Annotated in this window: 12 protein-coding genes; all 12 read right to left on the bottom strand. The window is 37.5% G+C overall.

All coding sequences use genetic code 11. The features are described from left to right. Positions 1-32: 32 nt before the first annotated feature. Positions 33-1,463: an extracellular solute-binding protein gene (locus MHI47_RS03975; RefSeq protein ID WP_340829697.1), complete on the bottom strand. Its 1,431-nt coding sequence runs from the start codon at positions 1,461-1,463 to the stop codon at positions 33-35. Between the two features lie 80 nt (positions 1,464-1,543). Continuing rightward, a complete protein-coding gene (locus tag MHI47_RS03970; protein ID WP_340829695.1) occupies positions 1,544-2,614 on the bottom strand; it encodes an alpha/beta hydrolase family protein in 1,071 nt (356 codons plus the stop codon). Positions 2,615-2,621: 7 nt separating this feature from the next. After that, positions 2,622-4,439 carry a hypothetical protein gene (locus MHI47_RS03965; RefSeq protein WP_340829693.1) on the bottom strand — a complete coding sequence of 606 codons (1,818 nt, stop codon included), beginning with the start codon at positions 4,437-4,439 and terminating at the stop codon, positions 2,622-2,624. Positions 4,440-4,767: 328 nt separating this feature from the next. Beyond that, a complete protein-coding gene (locus tag MHI47_RS03960; RefSeq protein ID WP_340829691.1) occupies positions 4,768-6,012 on the bottom strand; it encodes a DegT/DnrJ/EryC1/StrS family aminotransferase in 1,245 nt (414 codons plus the stop codon). 21 nt (positions 6,013-6,033) lie between these two features. Next, positions 6,034-7,698 carry a hypothetical protein gene (locus MHI47_RS03955; protein ID WP_340829688.1) on the bottom strand — a complete coding sequence of 555 codons (1,665 nt, stop codon included), beginning with the start codon at positions 7,696-7,698 and terminating at the stop codon, positions 6,034-6,036. Between the two features lie 458 nt (positions 7,699-8,156). Continuing rightward, positions 8,157-8,312, bottom strand: a complete 156-nt coding sequence (locus MHI47_RS03950; protein ID WP_340761613.1) for a hypothetical protein — start codon at positions 8,310-8,312, stop codon at positions 8,157-8,159. Between the two features lie 297 nt (positions 8,313-8,609). Continuing rightward, positions 8,610-9,545, bottom strand: coding sequence for a transketolase family protein (locus MHI47_RS03945; protein WP_340829682.1), 936 nt, complete (start codon positions 9,543-9,545; stop codon positions 8,610-8,612). 4 nt (positions 9,546-9,549) lie between these two features. Then, complete coding sequence (locus tag MHI47_RS03940; RefSeq protein WP_340829679.1) at positions 9,550-10,386, bottom strand: transketolase; 837 nt, start codon at positions 10,384-10,386, stop codon at positions 9,550-9,552. Positions 10,387-10,451: 65 nt separating this feature from the next. After that, positions 10,452-11,717, bottom strand: a complete 1,266-nt coding sequence (locus tag MHI47_RS03935) for a PTS ascorbate transporter subunit IIC (protein ID WP_340829676.1) — start codon at positions 11,715-11,717, stop codon at positions 10,452-10,454. Positions 11,718-11,729: 12 nt separating this feature from the next. Then, positions 11,730-11,999 carry a PTS sugar transporter subunit IIB gene (locus MHI47_RS03930; RefSeq protein WP_093537172.1) on the bottom strand — a complete coding sequence of 90 codons (270 nt, stop codon included), beginning with the start codon at positions 11,997-11,999 and terminating at the stop codon, positions 11,730-11,732. Further along, entirely contained in the window at positions 11,996-12,448 is a 453-nt protein-coding gene (locus MHI47_RS03925) for a PTS sugar transporter subunit IIA (protein ID WP_340829673.1), read from the bottom strand. Before MHI47_RS03925 ends, MHI47_RS03930 begins: the two co-directional genes overlap by 4 nt. Positions 12,449-12,708: 260 nt before the next feature. Continuing rightward, on the bottom strand, positions 12,709-13,719 hold the full coding sequence (locus tag MHI47_RS03920) for an alpha/beta fold hydrolase (protein ID WP_340829670.1): 1,011 nt from the start codon (positions 13,717-13,719) through the stop codon (positions 12,709-12,711). Between the last annotated feature and the right edge of the window lie 206 nt (positions 13,720-13,925).

Below are 13,925 nucleotides of genomic sequence, written 5' to 3'. Positions count from 1 at the left end.
TTCCTTTGAGAATGGATGAACTTCAAATACGTTTAAACGTTATTTACCGCTTGTTTTGAATTTAGAAGTTCTTCAATTCGTTTACACGTATCCTCTGCCTTTTCCATATTGGCCCAGAAAAATTGCATCTCTCGTTCTACTAGTTCAGTCTCCTCAATGGTGAGATGAAGGTCTTTCATTGTCTTGGAGAATCCCATAGCTTCTTTAAAAGCATTATACTTTTCAGGATGAATGCCTGATTGCAGAAGATGGTTATCCTCGGCAACTTCGCGAAGCATTGGAATCGTACAACCATTTTGCTTGAGTAATGTTTGTGCTTCTGTACTTACCATAAATTGAACAAATGCTTGAGCAGATTCTTTTATTTTGCTATTTGCACTAATCCCTAAAGCTCCTCCTATGATTAATGTTCCTTGAGCATCATTTTGAGGAGGCGGAACAACGTCCCATTCAATTTTATGATCTCTAAATTCATTCATAAAATAGTAAGTAGTCAAAATCATTGCTGCTCCTTCTCGCATGAAAAGATTTTCGGCAAGTTCATTACTCCCATGAGAGAAAATTGGAGAAACTTGATGCTTATACATTAAATCAGCGCAGTAATTCAATGCTTCTATATTTTCTTTACTGTTCATAACGGATTTAGATCTATCGGTTGCCATGAAACTACCCTTATTCTGCAAAAGAAAAACCGGCCAACGATTCGTAGAGGAGGAAAAACAAAAGCCGTATTCGTTAATCATGCCTTCTCTATCCATTTCCTTCGTAGTACGGGTTGCTAACTCTAATAAATCATCCCAGTTTTCCATTTTGAAATCCTTTGCAATTCCCGCCTCTTCAAACATTCGTCGATTATAGCAAATCATCACTGGAGAGAATACAAAAGGTGTTACAGGAATTTTCTTGTCGTATGTGAACATTTCAAATACTTGTTTATAACTATCTTTTTCTGGGTCTATAAAATACGGTAAGTAGGGATCTATGATATCCAATGAATTGGAATCCATTAGTTCCCGAAAATGATAATCAGATAATATAAATACATCTGGTCCGCTCTCATGCTTCAAAGATTGTTTTAGATTATAAACATATTGACTATTAGGTAGTAATTGTAGATTTACTTTCGTGAACGGGTTGAGCATCTCAAATCGTTCAATAATTTTATGAACAACTTCTAACTCATAAGAATGTGAAAACCATCCTAAAGTAATTGTTTGTTTTTGCGTATCATTTGGAATAGTTACCCGGTTTCCTTTTCCAGGTATCTTCTCGATAAGGCCTTCATCTACTAGTTCTGCCAATACTTTTCTAATAGATACTCTACTTAAGTCATATACTTTGCTTAATGTATTTTCAGGGAGAATGAATTCTCCAGGCTTTAACTTTCCCGAAATAATTTCATTTTTTAATTCATGTATGAACTTGTTATAGCGATCTTCAAATGCACTTTTCCGTTTTAGCAATTGTCTCAACTCCCTACCATATTGATTAGTTTATATTTATTTAGGATAGCATATTTGCTTTGAAAACTTGAACGACTACTTTAACTAAGCCATTGATCTAGAAAGCTATAGGCCAGTTGACGAATCTCAGATGGAAAGTCATGCCCAGAGTTTCCTATTAATGATGTAAAGCGTTCTCCTGTTTCCATCCATTCATATAAGGTGTTAAGTTCCACTAACCCTTTGGCTGCAGATTCCCAATGAGGAAATATGTGATCATTTTGCCCCATCCACATGAATAACGGAGTCGGAGCAACTAGAGCAGCTATTTCAGTGAACTCAAATGGTACAATTCCTTCATTTATATAATCACTAATCTTTGGAATATGGCTGAACCACTCTCTTTTGCCCCACCGATGCTGTTCTGGATCTTGTGCAAACAAAGAGAATCCACAGCTACAAACAACTGCTTTAATCCTTCTGTCAACTCCAGCTAGAAAGAAGCTATTATACCCACCTAACGAATGCCCAATAGCTCCAATGTTGGTTTTGTCTACTATACTCAGTTTTTCCAGTAAGCTAATACCTTGTTGATGGTCAATAATCATCTTAGCAACCGCGGACCACTCTGGGTGTTTCTTATCAAATGTCGATGTTTGAAACGGCTTGTCGTTTGGTAAAACGCGTTCTCCTGCAGTTATCGTATCTGGAGCTAAGACTACATATCCTCTTTTTACAAGCTCCAATCCATACTGTCTATTCTTTCTTCCAGCTGTTGTACATATATCTTCTTTTCCATTATCGCTCGTCGGATGGAGAGCGATCACTGCTGGAAACGGCTTGCTATTCGTGCAGTTAAGTAAGTGAAGTACATCACTTTTGGATGTTAAGTTTTCTACTTGTTGTAGTTTCGGAACTAAAAGATTGGCAGGTACCCAGTCTTCAAAAACTGTAGCGTAGCAAATGTTGATCAGGTAATAATCGGTAAAGATCTCCCATGAGTTAATCTTCATCTCTGGTTTAACTAAAGGAGGAAGACCACCAATACAATTTAACCAATCCTGGTGTATCTTTGATCTTTTTTTATACCAGTCGTCTATATTCCCTATACTCTGTAATAACGGTTGGGCCCCGTCTTTTTCAATCGCTTTTATTGTATAGATGGTCTTCATCCCTCCTCTATTTTTCGCTAGTTTGAATACTACATAAATGACTTCCGCTACCATAGTAGATTCGATCGTTTTTGAGTACAAGGCCACTACTTGCACTCATTGGTAGAGCATGAACAACTTGGGGTTCTACACACTTTTTCTCTTGGATCTCTATACGAAGCAATGCTTCACTTAGAAGACAAAAGAGCTTATTAGTCGTTACATCATAAGCAAAACTATTTCGTACAATTTGTCCCCAGTTAGATAAATCTGTTTGAAAAAGTATTTGTTCGGTAGATGGATCACATACAAAATAGATACTTTGATCTGTTAGACAATGAGCACGATTAAATTGGTCCACAAAAATTTGAGCAATTTCCCGAGCACCTTGAATTGGAACAAAACTATTTTTTACCTTTTGAGTCTTCCAGTCTAATACATATAAACGTGCTTCTCTTTCTCGTGACTCTGCTCCCCCTGGTGTCTCAATACTCGTTCCACCCAGAATATCTCCAGAGCTCAATTGTCCGAGGCTAATCGTACTTTGGTTCTCTACTAATTGTTCATGTGTCAGCAGAAGATTTACTTCCGTTTTCATATGATAGATACCTAATGATCCCCCGACCATTCCATATCCAGGAAATCCTCCCCAAACAATATGTTCTTGGTCCTTTAGAGTAATTGCGCAGCGAGGTCGATGGATACTCTCTTCTTGTAATACCAACTTCGGATTTTGACTCTTTTTGAACTTCTTCGTCGTATCAAATTCATATAGCTTTCCACCTGCGTATGCGACTCCAATAAGTAAATTCCCACTAGAAGCATAGGCTGGAATATTCCCGCCTCCTCCTTTTTCAATAACCTCTCCACCAAAATTAGTCATTGTGTTCGTGGAACTATTAAACTGGAAAAATTGTAGTGGATGCATGGAAGTACCGTATATATTGTTATCTGAGCCAAGGTAAATGGTTGACAACTTTGCTCCATCGGAAGTATAGCTAAACTGAATTTTTTTAGTTTGTGTTGTTTCTCTATGGATAAGTTCAATCAAACCTTCTGAAAGGGTGTATTTCTCTACCCGATAGTTTCCTTCTTTATAGCGATGAATTCGTTGAAATGCAGTACCTGCATATAAAGAAAGAGGTAGTTTTTCTATAGCGACAGTTTCGAAGTCACCATTAGAGAACTTCATCCTCTCAGGAGAACTGGTATCTCCTATATGTCCGTATACCGATCCATCTTCTCCTAGATAGACAAATCCAGTTCCTTTTTTCCTTTGCGGTCCTTCAATAAGGCCTTTTTTCAAACCTTTTTCTATATGATAGGCAACAATATTTTTATTTTCCGTTCCAATGCCTAAATATGCCCATCCTGTCTGATCAATCGCAACAGTTCCTGGATACTTTTCGGTCAGGTCCATACTGCCAAAATCTATAACCTCTTTAGAAGGAGGCGAAAACTTAAGTAAATGACAGTGCGGATACGAAGTAAAATAAATATTACCTGCTAAGTCCTCCGCAAAGCTAAAGCCTACAATTTCTTCCCCATTTTCAATCACACTATAATGAATAAATTGTTCCTTAAAAGGGTCCAATACCATAAACATATTTGCTGCACCAGTATAAAATAATCCATTGCTACTAAAGGAGGCATAAGGATATTCGTCATTGTTTTCCGGAAAGAATACTTGTTTTACATCGTCGTTTTCCAAATTGACAATAATAACAAACCCTTTCGCAGCAATCACAAATCTATAGTCACCTTCTGAATTCATACATATAGCAGCTGTTCTTTCTTCCTCTGCTGAAACGGGGATCCCGTAATCTGCAAATAAATTATCGCGCACGGTGACCCTCCTTCCAGAAATATTTACTTACTTCTTTATAAAATACGCATATTTATGTAACACTATATTCAATAACTCCATTTAGTTAAAAGGAACTTTATTAATTGGAGCGTAAGGCGGCGACTCCAGTGGGAACAGGAAATGTTTTCTGCACCGATAGCGAAGCGACAGGTGCACGAGCTGAAAGCCCCGCAGGAACGTAGTGACGAGGAGATTGAAGCCGTGCCCACGGAAAGCGTCCGCCTGTTTCTGCATCGCTGCGCTAGCTTCGAAACATGAAAGTGCGTTGGAGCGGAAATCAACGTTGATCTAATAAGTAATTACTTTGTTATGAATTGTGCCTATAGTAATAGGAAGCAACTTTACTGATGGCTATGATCATATCTTCTATATCTTGATCTGTATAGAATTCACTTATATTTAATCGAATGGCCGTTTCTAAAATATTCTCGGCGTTTGGACAGCTTCCTATGGAATAATCATAGGAACCTAGATTAAATGGATAATGGCTATTTAAATACGCCTGCTCCTTTTGAAATATAGGCTGTGCATATAACACCTTCGGAATATATCCAGGTTGGTTTGGAATTCCTTCTGCTGCTAAAGCTTCCGAAAACTCCTCTCGTGTACATGTAAGCTGTTCCAAATTTAAAGTTAGCATATAAAACCAATAACTACACCAACCTTCACCGGTTATTTTCATTGGATTAACAGCTTTAATGGTAGCGATTCCTTGCTGTAAGCGTTCCCCTAACCCATTGCGTCTTGTACAAATCCAGTTAAGCTTTTTTAACTGCGCAATTCCAACCGCACCTTGTAACTCTGTCATACGGTAATTCGGCGCTAAGTATTCTAAATCCTTCATCACAGTATCTTCTTGTCTTCGATAATTTTTATCTGCAAATGCATGCGTCGTAAAATAATCTGATTCGTCCCCTGAGTTTACGGTCACCATTCCTCCGTCACCAGTAGAAATATGCTTGAAATCATTTGTACTAAAACATCCGTAATGCCCAATTGTACCAGTAAGTTGCCCTTTATAAGTAGTTAAATAACTCTGAGCACAATCCTCTATTACTCTAAGATTATACTTTTTAGCGAGTTCCATGATAGGGTCCATATCGCATGGGTTGCCGGCTAAATGCACAACTATTATCGCCTTCGTCTTTGCTGTTATTTTTTCTTCGATAGATTCAGCAGTCATAGTATAGCAATGGGGATCCAAATCGGCAAAAATGGGTATAGCATTTTGATAGAGAATTCCAACCACCGTTCCTTGGTCAGTAATAGGGCTTGTAATTACTTCATCTCCAACCGATATACCAGCTGCTCCAAGTGCAACATGAAGTGCTGCAGTTCCAGAGGATGTCGCGACACTGTATTTTACATTATATAGATCGTTAAAATCCTGTAAAAACTGTTTTACTTTATTGCCAAAGTGATAAAATAATGTATTTTGCTCGAGTGCCTCTAGTAATTCCTTTGCTTCCTCTAATCCAAAACGTTTGCCTGTTCCAAAAGGTGTCACTTTTACCTTCGGGCCACCATGTAATGCTAGTATATTATCTCCCATTATTAGCCCCCCATATTAGGATCAGTTCACTCTAACTTGCTTACAACAAATACCGAATCGTTTCACTACCAAATCAGATTCAACATTATCAGCTACAGGAATGAGTAACACAAAATCACTTTCTTCATCTAGGCTAGTTACCTTTATACCAGAACGACTAGTACCATCAATTGTTACAGAACGACGTGCTCGTTCCCAATCATTTATTTGTTTACTAGTCCAGAATGTAAATCCTTGTTCTTTAGCAGTTGTGATTAGTTGAATAATAGCTTCTTTTACTTTTGGTTGGTTGTAAATATGATGTTGATGGAACAGAAAATGCGCCACTCCATTTACGAGTTTTACTCCATTTAAAAATGGTTGAATAACACTCACATCTGATAGTGTGTTGTGATTTAAATCCTGAGTTAAGAAACCAATTTCTAGAACATCATATAATCTATTTTTTTCATCTGCCCAAGCAATCGGAAAATAAGGATGACATGTTCCAAATAAGAACCCAACATTTCCTTTTTTGCTTGGTCCCCTAGATTGATCCACTTGTATCCCATTATTTTCACACCAAACGTATAGCTCGCCCCAACCCTCAAAACGTGTATAGTGATTTTTGTTCGAAACAATTTGGGCCGTACTTGTCGTTTTTTCTAACCACTCTTTTTGAGAATGGAAAGTTTCTTCGGACCATACCCCGTCTTCCATTTCTAAAGCATTATAATGGAGGGCGATTTCATGGCCATTCTCTTTTATTTGATCGTATATCGATGGGCTATATCCTGGCGCAATCATACACCATGTAGTCTGTACATCTGCAGCCTTCAAAGTATCTAAAGTAATTTGAGCAGATTCATCTACATTTAGATCGCTATCATGGGATATCATTGCCACATGCTCTACACCAGCAGGCCAAAAGTCCAGAAATGGAAGTGTTAGTCCTTTTCCTAGTGCTATTTTTATGAGATGCTCTATTATTACTTCTTTCCAAAGGTCAGCATATGGATGTGGGAAATAAGGCATTCCACTTTCAGTAAACGCTCTATCCAAAACCCAATCGAGTTCAAAGCCGTCCTCTGCTTTTAGGATATCCTCATCTAAATTTGCCGAACCATCCGGTGCTGGTGTCCCATCCTCCACAACAGCTTTCGTTCCTTGCTGTAATCCCACTATTGTCTGAGGAATCGGGATGGACCAACGTTCAATCGTTCCTGTTCCATATTGAATTTTTTGTAGTGCAGATGCTCCCTGCCATGTTTTTGCCTCATCACTTACAGAACCAAATTCCTTCACTTCTAAATTACCTTTTAGAATCCACGGCTGTGCATCCAGAAAACGCAAAGGGGTAGGTTGGTTTAAAAAAGCAGATAAATCTGCATAACCCTTACTAGTTGAAAACATATTAGCAAATCCTAATTTACTTCGAATAGCATCCAATCCGCCATATGAAACTACCGTTCCACCAGTATGAGCATATGCTAATATTTTTGCGCTTGCCGCTACACTATTACTCGTGTGACCTACGATTAACAGATCAAAGTCACTATACTCATCTATTTCATTTATTTTTTTATAAGGCAGTCTAAAGTGATCTAAAATTTCAAACAAAAAATTCTCAAATACATTGCTGCCATTCGCCCAATTTTTCTCCGCATTAACTTCATCAAAAATAATACCTATATTTGCAACATTCAATGTTTCCCTCACCTTTCAAAATAAAAATACATATGTATCTTTATAAACACCATACAATTCTCTTTTTTTGTTTTATGGTGTTATTTATAATTAGTTTATTCTATAAAACACATGTATATGACATGTATTTTTAAGTTAATTATAATACCTTTTTTGGAGAAATCAATGTTTGTTTTGGACTTTTTTTGTCTTTTTTTGGTGGTTCCTATTTGGTCTCTTTTTTTGCGTCCCTGTGCAGCAAACTATTCTGATAATTAATTAAATTTAAAATGATAGGTGCATGCTTACTCATTTCCAGATTCCTCTTACTCGCTCTCCTACCTTCGATACTCACTCTTTACTCGCTAAACGGATAACTTTCCCCAATAAATCAACAAAAAAATCGCCCTCAAACTTGGAAGTCTTGAGGGCGATTTTCTTAATTGGTTTATGAAACTAATATTTATTAAAATTGTTTGTTACACAGGGTCATTACTCTTTTCAAATAAAACTTTTAATTGAGCTGACATCTCATCGATAAACTCGTTTGCTTTGATCGTTTTATTTTCGTTTCCTAATATGTATCCGTATTCCAATATTTTTTTAAATTCATCATTTAATTCAATTGCTGTCATGTCTTGCTCCTCCTAAGGTCTAAATGGTAATTAGCTACATTTTATATTAAACTCTTGCTAGATTAGTCAATGTCGTTAAAACTTAATAGACTAGTAATATATTGAAACACCTAATTTGCTACAAATTTTGTCGAGGTACTCCAGGATCTTTACTACTTTCATATACCCATAATTAGACCTATTAACCCACTACTATACATTATATTGAAATTATTATAACACTCACGCTTTTAAATAGATAATTAGAATTACTTATTTTATATTTTTATATAAAAACATCCCTGCGTAAGAAACAATTCAAAATTGTTTCTTACACAAGGACAAGTCAATCAACGACTTCCTAATAGCTTCCACCGAAAGCCCGGTTACCTCTAATAATTCTTCATCTGTTCCACAACCAAAAAAATTGTCGGGAACTCCAATTCTGTAAATCTTCCTTGGTAAGCTTTCTGACAATATCTCTGAAACAATACTTCCGAGACCGCCACGTTTATAATGCTCCTCCACCGTTACTACTTGACGAACTTTTCTAGCTCCTTCTATTAACAGCTCTTTATCAAATGGCTTTAGGGTTGGGAAATGTTGATGAGCAATCGAAACGTCTTCCATTTGCTTAATTGCCTCGGCAACACGATAAGTAGTACTCCCGGTAGTTACTACTAACATATCCGTACCTTCCGCCAAAGTTTTACCTTTTCCAATTTCAAAGTCTTCATCAGGTAAAAAGGAAGGAATCGTTTCATCCCTAGTAAGCCTTAAATACATAGGTCCCACTGTTCTATGCATAGCTTTCATAGCAGCAACCGTTTCCCTAGCATCGCCTGGAGCTATGACAGTCATATTTGGGATTGTCGTCATGATCGCGATATCATCTAAGGAATGATGCGTTTTACCAGTGTTGCTAGTTAGCAATCCGCTATAGCTGCCAACTAGCTTCACATCAAAATTAGTCTGGGCAACACTGACTATAATTTGGTCTAATGCTCTTTTCGTTAAAAAAGTGGCAAAGCTGCACACCCAAGGCTGAAATCCTACCGAAGCTAGACCAGCTGCTACCCCTACCATATTTTGTTCCGCAATTCCCATCTGTAAAAAGGAATCGGCTGTTTCCTTCTCTATAGAATCGAGACGAGTTGAATTTCCAAGATCTCCATCAAGTGCAAGGACTCTAGAATCCTCTTTTGCTAACTTTGCTAATTGCTTTCCAAATTGGTCGCGTACACTTATAGACATGCCGTTAATCCCCCTCTTCTAGTTCAGTTAGCGCTATATTATACTCCTCATCATTAGGGGCTTTAGAATGCCAAACATAATTATTCTCCATAAAACGAACACCTTTCCCCTTTGTCGTATTAGCAATAATTGCTTTAGGCTGACCATTCCCCCTACCCTTCACCTCATCCAGCACAGCAACTAAATCTTCTATACTATGTCCATCTACTTCCCATGTTTCAAATCCAAAACTGGCAAACTTCCTTCTTCCGTTACTCTCTGGATTCATTCTGTCATGGCCATTTTTCCAACCATATTGCTGCAGCCCGTTTTGATCCATAATAACAATGAGGTTATCTAACTTATACTTTTCAGCAATATTTGCAGCTTCCCAAACTTGACCTTCCTGCGATTCTCCGTCGCCTATCAAACAATACACATGAAAGTCTTTCTTTAACCTTTTCGCACCTATTGCCATACCAACCGCAGCTGATAATCCCTGTCCCAAGGAACCTGTCGACATATCTAACGCATCTAACTTGGTCATATCCGGGTGTGCTTGTAAACGTGACTCGAATTGATCGAAGGTTTTAAGTTCCTCTTCGGAAATGTATCCTCTCAGTGCCAATGTCGCATATAACCCCAATGCCGTGTGCCCCTTTGATAACACAAAGCGGTCTCTATCTTCCCATCTTGGATTAGACGGATCTATAGATAATTGACGAAAAAATAAACTAACTAAAATATCTGCACAAGATAAGGAACCACCAACATGGCCCTGTTTTTTATAATAAGCAGTAGATAATATCCTTTTTCTCAGCACAGTAGCTGTCAATCTTAGTTGTTCAATCGACTCTATCAATAAAATACCTCTCCTCATAAAATTAGGTAACCTTCTCCCAATCGAAAGAAGGCTACCTTTAAATTTTAGTTAAATAGACTTGCAATGTATCCAATAATAATACCGATTACACCAAAATCAGAATCACCAAATGTTGTATTTGCAAAACCAAGTTCTCCTAACACAGGTAGTAAAAACGCTGGCAAGAAGCTGATTAATACACCATTTACAAATCCACCTGCAGCAGCACCAATTCGACCGCCTGTTGCATTACCAAATACTCCCGCACCCGCTCCAGTAAAGAAATGAGGAACAAGACCCGGAATGATCAGAGGCAATGACAATACACCTAACAACGCCATACTAATAAGCCCTCCAGCAAAACTGAAAAGGAACCCAATCATTACAGCAGTTGGAGCATATGGGAATACTATCGGTATATCTAGTGCAGGTTTTGCCCCCGGAACAAGCTTATCTGCAATACCTTTAAATGCTGGTACGATTTCATTTAGAATCATACGGACTCCGAGTAAAATAATACTTAACCCGGCAGCGAACATAATACCTTGCATAATACTGAACATAATATAGTTTTGGTCTCCAGAGAAATTAGACACCACATCAGAACCTGCTAGAACCGCTAAAATGATGAAAATAGCTATCATTGTTAAAGCAGTAGTGATTAAGGAATCCTTCAAAAATGACCATTTCTCAGAGATTACAATATCCTCAGTGGATTTTGATTTATTGCCAAACCATTTCCCAATAAAGCCGGCAGCAATATAACCAAACGTCCCAAAATGACCAATCGCAATATCGTCATTTCCAGTAACTTGCCTCATAAACGGTTGACCAAGTGCAGGCATCGCTACCATGAAAAAACCTAATAATAAGGAACCTACAATAACCAGAGTAGCTCCATCCATCCCAGTAGTTCCTAACACAGCTGACAACAAAGCCGCCATAAAGAATGTATGATGTCCCGTTAAAAAGATATACTTCCATGGCGTAAAACGGGCAAATAATATATTTGCAATAAATCCAAATCCCATTATAAGTGCTGTTTCCGTACCGAACATTTGCTGAGCGATAGCAACAATCGCTTCATTATTCGGTATTACCCCTTGAATATGGAAAGCTTCATCAATAATTCCACCTAACGAATCTAAAGAACCTACAATGACCCCCGCACCAGCACCAAGTATAAGAAAACCAATAATACTCTTAAGCGTCCCAGACATCACTTTCGTCGTAGCGGCACGCTGAGCAACGAGTCCGATAAATACCATTAAACCAACTAACACAGCAGGAATGCTTAAAATTTCATTCATTAAGAATTCAAAAAAAGCCATACTCTATCCCCCTTATGTGTTTAATACTGACTCCAATGCACCTCTAACTTCATTTAAATCCGCAATATTTTTCACACTAACAACCTTTACTTTTCCTCCCTCCAATTGTTTAGCAAATTCTTCATTAGTGAATATAAAATCTGCATATATACTCGATGCTGTAGTAAAATCGGCAGTCTCTACATCCGCTGTAATACCTTTTTCCTTTAATATTTTTTCAATTGTCATTTTCAACATCATGCTAGATCCAAAACCCATTCCACAGACTGCTAGTATTTTCAAGACTCATGCTCCTCTTTTTCATTGAATAAACGAAGAATTTCATCATACCTAGTTGCATTTTTTAAACGCTCAATAGATTCTGCTTGAGAAATCACCTCCGCAACTTTTTGTAAAATGTCAATATGAGACTTACTATTTAAAGCAGCCAAGCCTATTAATACCTTAAATTTTTTGCCGTTTTCAAATGCGATCTCCTCTTTTAAAACGACAACACTAATACCTTCTTGAATCACGCCATCTTCCGGACGTGCATGAGGCATTGCAACACTAGGTGCTATTAGAATATATGGTCCAAGCTCATGTATATTACGAATCATTGCCTCCACATAAGTTGTTTCCACTTTTCCCGTTTGCACAAGTAAATCTCCACAAATACGTACAGCATCCTCCCAATCTGTTGCTGTAATATTAAGCAAAATCCCTTGTTTATCAAGTATTTTCCGATTCAATATATTTTCCCCTTTGTTGCTTTTTGTACTATATGCTCGTTCAAGTTTGAACATGATATGCTGTCCCTGTGTAAGAAACAATTTGCAATTGTTTCTTACACAGGGACAGCTGACTATTTAAATTCCATACAAATTAGCCCTCAAGAAGTAAATTCCTGAGGGCTAATTTAATAGAATTGTTTCTTACATAGGGACAAAAAAATCAAACTGGTTCTACCACATTGATAGATAAAAGTTCATTTAAATAATTATCTATTTGTCTATGGTAATCCGCTCCATCTACTCCAGAAAGAAAGACCGAAATGACCGCAAACACTATTAACTATTTTTAACTCACTGTTTGGAATCATTTTTTGCTCGGCTTCACAATCTCTAACTGTAAAAAACATATCATCGCTAATAGGCATAACAAACACTTTTGCTTTTATTCGCCCAAGTGCTTCTTCTAGACTGTCTCCTGTATTTCGACTGACGTCTCCACGTTGCCATTTCCAACCCATTGTAAGTAATGAATTGGGATCCAAACTTTCATATAAAGGGTGTAGAAATTCATTGATGAATTCTTCTACACTATTCATATCGAATAAAGTCCATTTTTCTTGTTTATAAAACTCCGTACTCAGTCCTAACACTGCCCAAATATCCGCATGCCTTTTTAAACCATCTGAAACTTCTAAATGGGAAGAATAATTTCCATCCTTCCAACCTGGATCTGACGTAATTGCATCATTTAATGTTTTGGTAAATAAAAAATCATGCACTGTATTTTTGGCAGTCCCCGCAATTGGCGCTGCTCGTTTGACCATATTTGGATAGCGAACCGCCCATTCATACGTCTGTTGAGCACCCATCGACGCCCCAACAACTAAAGCAATTTCTTCAATCCCATACTTCTCAGTAATGAGTTTATGTTGTGCTCTCACATCATCCCCAATTCGAACATTCGGAAAGTTCGCCATCGAAATAGGATCCGGGCTATTATGAGGAGAACTGGAAACTCCATTTCCAATCTGATTAATGACTATGATGAAGTATTCACTCGGATTTAAAGCTCTGTCTATACCAATATAAGATTCATAATCTTTACTTGTACCCGAAAACCAAGTAGGAATGACTATTACATTATTTTTTGACCTGTTTAACTCACCGTGCGTGGTATATACCAACTTCAAATTTGGAATAATACCGCCATCTTCCAAGTTAAAATCTCCTAAATTATAAATCTCGTAAGGTCCTACATTTTCCTGCGAATAAAAATCATTTGTAATCAATTAACAATCCCCGCCCTTCTATTTCAACAGTTAGTTTCAGCTGACTGATTGAATAATGTATGGATATCTAGATTAATCTTAGATTTGAAGGATGTACAAGTCAATTACTAGTGCTATGGAAAAAAAATTGTCCCTTTGTACGAAACAATTTTGAAGTATTCGTACACAGGAACAAAAAAACACACCCTCCAGAGAAAACCTAGAGA

Origin of the sequence: Psychrobacillus sp. FSL H8-0487 (genome assembly GCF_038008385.1) — a bacterium.
In the GTDB taxonomy this organism is placed as follows: Bacteria; Bacillota; Bacilli; order Bacillales_A; family Planococcaceae; genus Psychrobacillus; species Psychrobacillus psychrotolerans.
Note: the sequence above shows the minus strand (reverse complement) of the source record. Positions and strands in the feature narration are given on the sequence as shown.

What these genes read in the sequence shown, in the direction of transcription:
- MHI47_RS03935 (WP_340829676.1), bottom strand. Translation starts at nt 11,717, where the DNA reads ATGGCTTTTTTTGAATTCTTAATGAATGAAATTTTAAGCATTCCTGCT.
- MHI47_RS03960 (WP_340829691.1), bottom strand. Translation starts at nt 6,012, where the DNA reads ATGGGAGATAATATACTAGCATTACATGGTGGCCCGAAGGTAAAAGTG.
- MHI47_RS03970 (WP_340829695.1), bottom strand. Translation starts at nt 2,614, where the DNA reads ATGAAGACCATCTATACAATAAAAGCGATTGAAAAAGACGGGGCCCAA.
- MHI47_RS03945 (WP_340829682.1), bottom strand. Translation starts at nt 9,545, where the DNA reads ATGTCTATAAGTGTACGCGACCAATTTGGAAAGCAATTAGCAAAGTTA.
- MHI47_RS03950 (WP_340761613.1), bottom strand. Translation starts at nt 8,312, where the DNA reads ATGACAGCAATTGAATTAAATGATGAATTTAAAAAAATATTGGAATAC.